The 9,865-nt window shown below is 62.1% G+C and carries 8 protein-coding genes; all 8 read left to right on the top strand.

The genetic code is table 11. From position 1 onward, the window contains the following. Window positions 1–406 precede the first annotated feature (406 nt). The 8 genes from B3520_RS14980 (at window position 407) to B3520_RS14945 (ending at window position 9,778) form a co-directional block, all read left to right on the top strand. Complete coding sequence (locus B3520_RS14980) at window positions 407–784, top strand: GntR family transcriptional regulator (RefSeq protein ID WP_123638683.1); 378 nt, start codon at window positions 407–409, stop codon at window positions 782–784. Beyond that, window positions 781–1,650: an ABC transporter ATP-binding protein gene (locus tag B3520_RS14975; RefSeq protein WP_286805022.1), complete on the top strand. Its 870-nt coding sequence runs from the start codon at window positions 781–783 to the stop codon at window positions 1,648–1,650. Before B3520_RS14980 ends, B3520_RS14975 begins: the two co-directional genes overlap by 4 nt. Beyond that, window positions 1,650–2,594, top strand: coding sequence for a hypothetical protein (locus B3520_RS14970; RefSeq protein ID WP_286876377.1), 945 nt, complete (start codon window positions 1,650–1,652; stop codon window positions 2,592–2,594). Before B3520_RS14975 ends, B3520_RS14970 begins: the two co-directional genes overlap by 1 nt. Window positions 2,595–2,647: 53 nt before the next feature. Beyond that, entirely contained in the window at window positions 2,648–3,880 is a 1,233-nt protein-coding gene (locus tag B3520_RS14965) for an efflux RND transporter periplasmic adaptor subunit (protein ID WP_286805024.1), read from the top strand. Continuing rightward, a complete protein-coding gene (locus B3520_RS14960) occupies window positions 3,877–7,026 on the top strand; it encodes an efflux RND transporter permease subunit (RefSeq protein ID WP_286805025.1) in 3,150 nt (1,049 codons plus the stop codon). Before B3520_RS14965 ends, B3520_RS14960 begins: the two co-directional genes overlap by 4 nt. Next, complete coding sequence (locus tag B3520_RS14955; protein WP_286805026.1) at window positions 7,010–7,324, top strand: DUF3144 domain-containing protein; 315 nt, start codon at window positions 7,010–7,012, stop codon at window positions 7,322–7,324. The genes B3520_RS14960 and B3520_RS14955 overlap by 17 nt, the downstream gene beginning before the upstream one ends. Window positions 7,325–7,478: 154 nt before the next feature. Continuing rightward, a complete protein-coding gene (locus B3520_RS14950; protein ID WP_286805027.1) occupies window positions 7,479–8,462 on the top strand; it encodes a lipid A deacylase LpxR family protein in 984 nt (327 codons plus the stop codon). Between the two features lie 8 nt (window positions 8,463–8,470). After that, entirely contained in the window at window positions 8,471–9,778 is a 1,308-nt protein-coding gene (locus B3520_RS14945) for a glycosyltransferase (RefSeq protein ID WP_286805028.1), read from the top strand. The last annotated feature ends 87 nt before the right edge of the window (window positions 9,779–9,865 follow it).

Raw genomic sequence — 9,865 nt, 5'->3', positions numbered from 1 at the left:
GGGGGCTCGACGCGCGGAGTCCCTCCGCTTACGGTCTTGAAAGGGCTTCCCCTCCCCGGCCCTCCGTGCCATCTACGGCCTGACTATGCAGTCGCACGAAAGGTGGCGTAGGGCGGATAAGCGCAGCGCATCCGCCGTTACCCAAGATTGCAGTATGAAAGGTGCCAGTTCCCGAAACGTTACGTTGGCACTGCGGAGGCTGGGTACCCCCTTGTGAGACCGTCACCCGCCTGGACGGCGGGTGATGAGCCCCCATGGACGGGTTCACGGCGTGTCTCACAAGGGGGTACCCAGGCGGAGCACTCCGCCACGAAGTGTTGTAGAAAAGAACTCTAATAAATCAACTTGCTGAATTCAGGTATGGTGTTATAGTTATGTATAACACCAGTTCACCAAGGGAGCCATTGTGGCCGATATCTGGAATGACGACCAACCCATCTACCGCCAGCTCTACGAGCGGGTGGTGCGGTTGATATTGCAGGGGGAGATCGCCGAGGGGGATGCACTGCCCTCGGTGCGACAGCTCTCGGCGGATTATCAGATCAACCACCTCACCGTGGCGAAAGCCTATCAGGCCCTGGTGGATGAGGGGTTGGTGGAAAAGCGACGGGGTCTGGGGATGTTTGTTCTGGCCGGTGCACGTGAGCACTTACTCGCGCGCGAGCGCAAACTATTTCTGGAGCAGGAACTGCCCGAGGTGGTGGCGCGGGCGCGTCGTCTGGGCATTGAGGGCGAGGCGCTGCGGCGCGCCCTGGCGGATTATCAACGGGAGGATAAGGCATGACAGCGGTGATTGACGCGCGCGGCCTGCGCAAGGCCTACGGGCCCAAAACGGTATTGAAAGGCATCGACCTGACCCTGGAGCCGGGTCGGATCATGGGCCTGATCGGCCCCAATGGCGCGGGGAAGACCACCCTGCTCAAGGGCATTCTCGGTCTCGCCCGGGTGGAGGGGCATCTGCGGGTGCTGGGGTTGGATCCGCAGCGTCAGCGCACGGCCCTGATGGAGCGGGTGTCGTTTATTGCCGATACCGCCATCCTGCCCGGCTGGCTCAAGGTCAGTGAGGCGCTGGACTATATGGCTGGGGTGCATCCCCGGTTCGATCGGGCCAAAGCCGAGGGCTTTCTGGCGAAAACCGGCATTGAGCGCCGCTCACTGGTGAAGGAGCTGTCCAAGGGCATGGTCACTCAGTTGCATCTGGCGCTGATCATGGCCATCGACAGTCAGCTACTGGTGCTGGATGAACCCACCCTGGGGCTGGATATCCTCTACCGCAAACAGTTCTATACCAGCCTGCTGAACGACTACTTCGACGAGCAGAAAACCATTCTGGTGACCACCCATCAGGTGGAGGAGATCGAGCATCTGCTCACCGATGTGGTGTTTATCGGGGATGGCGAGCTGCGGCTGAACACCTCGATGGAGGCGCTGGAGCAGGACTTTGTCGAACTGCGGGTCACCGGCGATCGGTTGGCGGAGGCGCAGGCACTGGGCCCGATCCATCAGCGTTCCATGTTGGGTGGCGAGTGTCTGATTTTTGAGGGGGTCAGCGCGGAGCGCCTGGCGCCCTTGGGTGAGGTGAAAACCCCGGGGCTGGCGGATCTGTTTGTCGCCAAGCTGGAACGGGTACAACCGGGGAGGGCCGCCTGATGAACCTGACTCAATGGCGTCCGGTGTGGATGCAATGCCAGCGCGAATTCTGGGAATCCCGGGGGACCTTTCTGCGCACGCCCCTGTGGGTGGCGGCGGTGATCGCCGCGCTGATGGTCATGGGCATGATCACCGGCAATATCGAACTGAATGCGGCGCTCAACGAGCTGCGCGGTGCGCCTGAAAACCTGCAGAAGTTTGAAGACGGCGCGGATCTGGTAGGCGCGCTGATGTCCGGGGACCTGTTCAGCACCCATCCCCAGGTACTGCGGGCGGCGCTGGCGGCCATCGCCATCCCCTTTATTCTGACGTTGCTGCTGGTCAGCCAGGTCTACCTGCTGGGCAGCCTCTATTCGGACCGGCGCGACAAGAGCATTCTGTTCTGGAAATCCCTGCCGGTGTCGGAAACCCGGGTGGTGCTAACCAAGCTGGCGTTCGGTGCGCTGGTGGGGCCGGGAATCTTTATCGGCGCCTCGCTGCTGGTGGGCCTGCTGCACCTGCTGATGTTGCTGGGGTATATCAGTTGGCAGTTGGGTGTGGATTTACCGGATATGGGCAGTCTGATCGGCACCTTTCTGGGCCACAGCCTGGCGCTGGTATCCGGCTGGTTGCAGTTCTCACTCTGGTTCCTGCCGCTGTGGGCCTGGCTGATGCTGGCCTCCGCCTACGCCAAGAAATCCCCGTTTCTGGTGGCCTTTGGGGTGCCGGCGGTGGCGATGGTGCTGGAGCTGTGGATACTGCGCAGTGTGGAACTGTGGCAGGCGGTCTGGGTGCCCACCCACCGGTCCTTCGAAGGGCTGGTGCGGGCCCAGGCGCAACCCGAAGCCTGGCTGAGCCAGTGGGGTGAGACTCTGAGCGAACCGGCGTTCTGGGCGGGTCTGGTGGTCGCAGCGGTGTTCACAGTCGGTGCCATCTGGCTGCGCAATTACCGGTATGAGCTGTAAACTGATGCCCGCGTGATGGTTTGCAGGCTGGGAAACACATTAAGGAGACGATTTTGAGGTTATTTGGCTGGTTGCGGCGCGTGCCTTTGTCGCTGTTGATTATTGTGGTGGGCGTGCTGGGCTTCGTGGCGTTGCTCAATCTCAAACCCCGGCCTGAGCCCCGCCCGGAGCCCGAGCCACCCCGACCGGTGGTGGAGGTGGAGCGGGTGCAGTTGCAGGACCGGGCGCTGACCGTCGAGGCCCAGGGTACCGTCACGCCGCGTCGGGATATCCAACTGGTCAGTCAGGTGGGTGGGCAGATCATCGAGTCGGCGCCGCAATTTGTGGCCGGCGGTCGGTTCCAGAAAGGGGATTGGCTGGTGCGGCTGGACCCCCGGGACTACCGCAATGCCCTCGCCCAGGCCGAGGCTCAACTGCGTGAGGCGGAACGCCTGCTGGCCGAAGAGCGCGGCCGGGCGCGTCAGGCCGAGCGCGAGTGGCGGGACCTGGGCAATGCCGAAGCCAACGCGCTGTTTCTGCGCCAGCCCCAGATTGCCGCCGCCGAGGCGGCGGTGGCCTCCGCCCGGGCGGCGCGGGATCAGGCCCGGTTAGACCTGGAACGCACCGAAGTGCGCGCGCCCTTCGATGGTCGCATCCGACAGACGCTGGCGGATCAGGGGCAGTTTATCGGGCCCGGCACGCCCGTGGCGGATGTTTATGAAGATACTCTTGCCCAGGTGCGCCTGCCCTTGACCGATGCTCAGGCGGCGCTGCTCAACCTGCCCTTTGGCGATGAACTGACGCAAGAGGCCCAACCATCAGTGACCCTGCATGGGCGCGCTCTGGGCGAAGACCACCAGTGGTCGGCCCGCCTGGTGCGCACCGAGGCCAGCCTGGACCCGCAGTCGCGCATGCTCTACGCCGTGGCGGAACTACCGGAGCCCTTCAATACCGAGCGTCATGGCGCGCCGCTGCTGATGGGTTCCTTTGTGACCGCCGAGATTGAAGGCAAGCCGCTGACCGATATTGTCTCTTTACCGATCACCGCCGTGTTTCAACGCGACCGGCTGTACAGTGTCAGCGAGGACGGCGAGGTGGTGGAAAAGCAGGTGCGGGTACTCACCATCGAGGGTGAGCGAATCTGGGTCAATGGGGATCTGCGGGACGGCGAGCCAGTGATCACCGACCGTCAGGGCTATGTCAGCCCGGGCGTGGCGGTCCGGATTGCCGGTGAGGAGGAGCCAACCCCAGAGCCTGCGGAAGACGAAGACGCGCCGGCGGAGCCGGAGGCTGAGGGCGGCGTATGAACCGGTTAATTCAGTGGTTTGTCGAGAACCGGGTAGCCGCCAACCTCCTGATGGTGCTGATCTTCATCGGCGCATTAGTGAGCACCAGCAAACTGGATAAAGAAGTTTTCCCGACGGTATCGCTCAACTTCATTGAAGTCTCCATGAACTACCCCGGGGCCGGGCCTTCGGAAGTGGAAGAGCAGGTGGCCATCCGGATCGAGGAAGCCATTGCCGATATCGACGGCATCGAGGAAATCACCTCCACCTCCAACCAGGGCTGGGGCTCGGTGCGGGCCGAAGTGGTGGAAGGCTATGACCCCCAGCGGGTGCTGAACGACATCAAGACCCAGGTGGATGCCATCAGCACCTTCCCCGGCGACGTCGAGCGCCCAGTGACCCGGCAGATTGTCGGGCGCAGTTTTCTGATGAGCCTGGCGCTGTCCGGGGACGTCAGTGAGGCGGCCCTGAAGGAAACCGGCTGGCGGGTGCGCAATGAGTTGACCCTGCTGGATGGGGTCAGCCATGTGGAGCTCAACGGCACCCGCCCCTATGAGATGGGTATCGAGGTGTCCGAAGCCAGCCTGCGTCGCTATGGCCTGAGCTTTTCGGATGTGTCTAATGCCATTGCCGGCTCGTCCCTGAATGTGCCCGCCGGGGTGATTCGCGCCCACGGCGGCGATATCCAGATTCAGACCCGCAATCAGGCCTACACCGCCGAGGATTTCGGCGGAATTCCGGTGATCACCGCCGCCGATGGCACCCAGGTGATGCTGAGGGATGTGGCCGAGATTCGGGACGGCTTTGATGACTGGAGCGTATTCGCCCAGTTCAACGGCAGGCCGGCGGTCTTTCTGGACCTGTCGATTACCGAGAATCCGGACATCGTCGCCTCCGCTCGGGAGGTGGAAGCCTATATTGAACGGACCCGGGACATTCTGCCGGCGGGGATGACTCTGGAAGTCTGGCGGGATATGTCGACCTTATACGAGAGCCGGTTGAACCTGCTGCTGGAAAACGCCATTACCGGCCTGCTGCTGGTGTTTGTGGTGCTGATGCTGTTCCTGCGCCCGGTGTTGGCGGCCTGGGTCTGCGTGGGCATCGCCACCGCCTTTGCCGGTGCGGTCTGGTTGCTGCCCTACGCCGGGGTCAGCGTGAACATGATCTCCTTGTTCGCGTTTCTGCTGGTTCTGGGGATTGTAGTGGACGATGCCATTATTGTGGGCGAGAGTATTTACACCCGCCATCAGCATGGTCTCAAGGGCACGTCCAGCGCGGCCAGCGGTGCCAAAATGGTCGCGACGCCGGTATTTCTGGCGGTAATCAGCACCATGATCTTTTTTGCTCCCATGATGGCCGTCCCCGGCGCCATGGGCACCGTCACCTTTGCCATCCCGGTGGTGGTGATTCTGTGCCTGCTGTTCTCCCTGATTGAGAGTCTGCTGATACTGCCTTCCCACCTCTCCCACCTGAAACCGGAACGGAAGAGTAAGAACCCACTGTTGCGCAAACTGACCCACGCCCGCCAGAAAGTGGCGGACAGCCTGGACTGGTTCGCCGACCGGGTGTATCTGCGTTACCTCGTCCGGATGCTGGAGCACAAGCTGGCTACCCTGGCGGGATTTGCGGTGGCATTTTTGCTGTCCCTGGGGGTGTTTATCGGCGGCTGGCTGGTCGTGAGCTTTATGCCCATGGTGCCCTCGGATTATCTGGAAGCGCGGGTGACCCTGCCCGAGGGCACGCCGTTCCATGAAACCACCCGCATCATGCGTCAGGTCGAATCGGCGGCCCTGCGGTTGGATCAGGATGAGGAACTGACCGGCGGGAGTGAAGAAGACCTCATTGAAGGCATCCAGACCTGGGCCTGGGGTGAAAACGTCTATGTGTCGGTGGGCCTGGTCGGTGCTGAAGAGCGGGACATCGGCAGCCCGGAGGTGAGCCGCCGTTGGCGGGAGCTGATCGGCGAGATTCCGGAGGCCAAGGAATTCCGGCTGGACTTCACCATCAACGCCGCCGGGGACGATATCAACCTGAACCTGAGCATTGCCGATAATAATCTGGATGCCCAGCGCGAGGCCGCCGAAGCGGTCAGTCGGGTGCTGGCCCAGTTTCCGGGGGTGTATGACGTGGAGAACACCATCGAGAAGGCCCGTCAGGAAGTCAATATCGAGCTGCGCCCGGCAGCGGAGTCTCTGGGGGTGACCCTCGGTCAGGTGGCCGAGCAGGTGCGTCAGGCGTTTTACGGCGCCGAGGTGCAACGCATTCCCCGAGGCATTGAGGACGTGCGGGTTCTGGTGCGCTACCCGCGGGAGGAGCGGGCGCATATTTCCCAACTGGACCGGATGCGTATTCGCCTGGCCGATGGCACCCAGATACCCCTGCTGGACGTGGCCCGCATCGACTTCGTGCCCGGTTATTCCACCATTGAACGCCGTGATCGCAAGCGCACCATCGGTATCAGCGCCAGCGTCGAGGAGGGCGAGGACGCCAATGCCATCGTGGCGGAACTGTTGCGCGAACACCTGCCCGAGTGGCAGCAGCGGTTCCCGGGGCTGACCCTGTCCCCCGATGGCAATATGCAGGACCAGGCGGACTTCATGAGTTCGATGAGCAAGAACTTTGTCCTGGCGGTGCTCCTGATCTACGGCATCATGGCGGTCAACTTCCGCTCCTATTGGCAGCCCGTGATCATCCTGACCGCCATTCCTTTCGGCTTTATGGGCGCGGTCATCGGCCACCTGTTGATGGGCCGGGAAATCAGCATGCTGTCCATGCTCGGCTTTATCGCCTGTGCCGGGGTGGTGGTGAATGACAACCTGGTCCTGCTGGATCGGATCAACAGCCTGCGCCATCAAGGCCTGGCGGTACTGGAGGCGGTGCTTCAGGCCGGGCGGGACCGTTTCCGGGCCATTGTGCTCACCTCGGTCACCACCTTTATTGGCCTGATGCCGATCATGGCCGAGCAGAGCGTGCAGGCGCGGTTCCTGATTCCGATGGTCATTTCCCTGGCCTTTGGGGTACTCTTTGCCACCACGGTGACCCTGATACTGGTGCCGACCCTGTACCTGGCCGCTGACCGGGTCGGGCAGCGCTGGGCGACCTGGCGCGGGCGTCGTCAGGGTCCAGACATTGATGACGATGGAGCCTTGAATGAACCAACCCCATGACGAAGACACCTTCTGGAACCTGGTGGACGAATTTATCGAAAACGCCAATCAGGCGGTGGACCAGGCCGGTGACCCGGCGCTGGTATCCGCCGCCCTGCTTCAGGCCTGCTCCCGTTTCAGTGCTTTTGTGGTGGCGACCTCATCGCTGGATCGCAAGGAGTACACCGATGAAATTCCGTCCGCTCTGTCGTTTTTGAGCGGCCAGTTCCACGAGCAGTTGGAGGCGGACCTGGAGGACTATCGGGAGCATTACAAGGTGTATATCGCCAACGAACGTCCGGATGAACCCCTGCACTGAAGTCACATTCCAACACTTTTTTACGGTGTGGTGACGCCGGCTTATGCTAGCGTAGTCGGGTGGGCTGGGCATCCAGCCAGCTCTACCCTGCGTACCCCTGTGTCACCTTTGAACTCGCCGACGGCTTTCGGATCGGCTTCTATGGAGTGCAAGCATGCATATACCCAAGCTGATGGCCGGTGCCGTTTCAGCCTTACTGACTCTTCCTGCTTACGCGGATGTGGACTGGATTACCGGTGTCTGGCACAACGACCTCTTCGCCGGTACCGATGGGGGTGGCTACACCAACGGTCTCTACGTGTCCTGGTTCGACCTCGCCGACACCGTTCCTGAACAGTACGACGTGCCGTTTCTGGTAAGGCCCTTTGAGGGATGGTTACTGCCCGACCCTTATGGAGAGCTGCAGGTGACCGAGTTCACCATCGGCCAGGCCATGTTGACCCCGGAAGACATTGAAAAACCGGTGCCGGACCCGAACGACGCGCCCTACGCCGGCCTCCTGCAGCTACGGGCGGCCTATACCGTGATCGGGGACGATGTGGCCGACACGCTCGGCGTCACCGTGGGGATTGTCGGTCCGTCTTCCGGCGCCGATGAAGTCCAGAGGGCCGTGCACAAAATGGTGGGAGCGACCAAACCCCGCGGCTGGGACTATCAGGTCAAAGACGAGCCGGTCGGGCAGATTGAGCGTACCCGGGTCTGGCGGTTTGGTCCGGCGCCGAGCGAAGAGCCCCATGCCGATCTGCTCCTGGTAGGCAGTGGTACCCTGGGCAACCTGGAGAGCGCCGCCGGTGCGGCGGTCATTCTTCGCTACGGCACCCGACTGGAGCGCAGCTTTGGTACCGCGGCCCAGATTGTCGGACGGGTCAGTACCCCCATGGCCATTGATGGCGGTTGGAGTGTCTATATCGGAGGCGGTGCGGAATACGTGTACAACCAGATCTTTGTCAGCGGTGGCGGCCTGCGCTCCGGCCAGAGCGGTGATCTGCGCCACGATCAATACGCGGGTTACATCGGCGCTTCCTACGCCTGGGAGCGTTTCAGCCTCACCTTCAGCTTTGTGAACAACAGCAACCTGGACAAGAACGCCAGTGCCCGTCAGCGTTTTGGCGCCTTGAAGCTGGGCTGGAAACTGTAAGTCATGCTATGCCACACCTGATTGTCCTCGGCAGCGTCTGGCCCGAACCCAAATCTTCAGCGGCGGGCACCCGTATGGTTCAACTGCTGGAAGAGTTTCAGCGGGCCGACTGGCGGATCACCTTTGCCAGCGCCGCCCTGCCCTCCCAGCACCGGCTCGATCTTCCGGCGCGAGGTATCGCGGAAGCGGCCGTTGAACTGAACGCGGACAGCTTCGACCGCTGGCTCGTCGAGCAAGCGCCGGATGCTGTGCTCTTTGATCGCTTTATGACCGAGGAGCAGTTTGGCTGGCGGGTTGAGCGAACCTGCCCAAGCGCCGTGAGGCTGCTCGATACCGAAGACCTGCACAGCCTGCGCGCCGCCCGCTGGGCACGGCTGAAACGTCGTCAGTCCCTTGCTGGCTCCGAAGCCGAGCGCCAGTCGGTACGCCCGGAAACCGCCGCCCCCGATGAACTGTTTCAGGAAATGGCCGACAGCGACCTGCTGCAGCGCGAGCTGGCCGCGATTTATCGATGCGACCTGAGCCTGATGATTTCCGAGTTTGAAATGCAGCTGCTGACGGACACCTTCGAGGTGCCGCCGTCCTTGCTGATTTACCTGCCCCTCTGGGCCTCATCCGAGCCGAACCCCCTGCCCTTTGAGTCGCGCGAGCACTTTGTCAGTATCGGCAACTTTCGCCACGCCCCCAACTGGGATGCGGTGTTGTGGCTGAAACACGACCTGTGGCCGCGCATCCGCGCGGCTCTTCCCGAAACTGAATTGCATCTGTACGGCGCCTATCCGCCACCCAAAGCCACCGCGCTGAACAATCCCCGGCAGGGCTTTCGGGTGCTCGGTTGGGCCGAGGATGCCCGCGAGGTGATGGGACGGGCCCGCGTCTGCCTGGCGCCTCTGCGCTTTGGGGCCGGTATCAAGGGCAAGTTGTTGGACGCCATGGTCTGCGGCACGCCCAGTGTGACCACCTCGGTGGGTGCTGAAGCCATGGCTGACCAGAACCAATGGCCGGGCGTGGTGGCTGATGATGCCGACGCTCTTCTTGAGGCAGCAGTCTCTCTGTATCAGGACAAAACTCGATGGCAATCGGCCCAGATCCAAAGCCGGACAACTCTGGCCCAGCGATTTTCCCCGCAACGGTTTGAGGGTGTTCTGCTCGATCGCCTGCGTACCCTGCAAACCACTCTGGTCGACCATCGACGTCGGAACATTGTCGGCACCATGTTGCGCCATCATCAACACCGCAGCACCCAGTACATGAGTCAATGGATCGAGGCCAAAAACCGCCTCGCCGCCCGCGACGATTCGCACAATAGTCCCTGAACCGTTAAGCTAACTGTGTACCAACGGTTTGCGACTCTCGAGTGTCGAACCGTGCCACCGATACCGAGTAGTCAGTTATAAGGTAGA

It is taken from the genome of Marinimicrobium sp. UBA4509 (genome assembly GCF_002388575.1).
Taxonomy (GTDB): Bacteria; Pseudomonadota; Gammaproteobacteria; order Pseudomonadales; family Cellvibrionaceae; genus Marinimicrobium; species Marinimicrobium koreense.
This window is presented reverse-complemented; position numbering and strand designations above follow the sequence as displayed.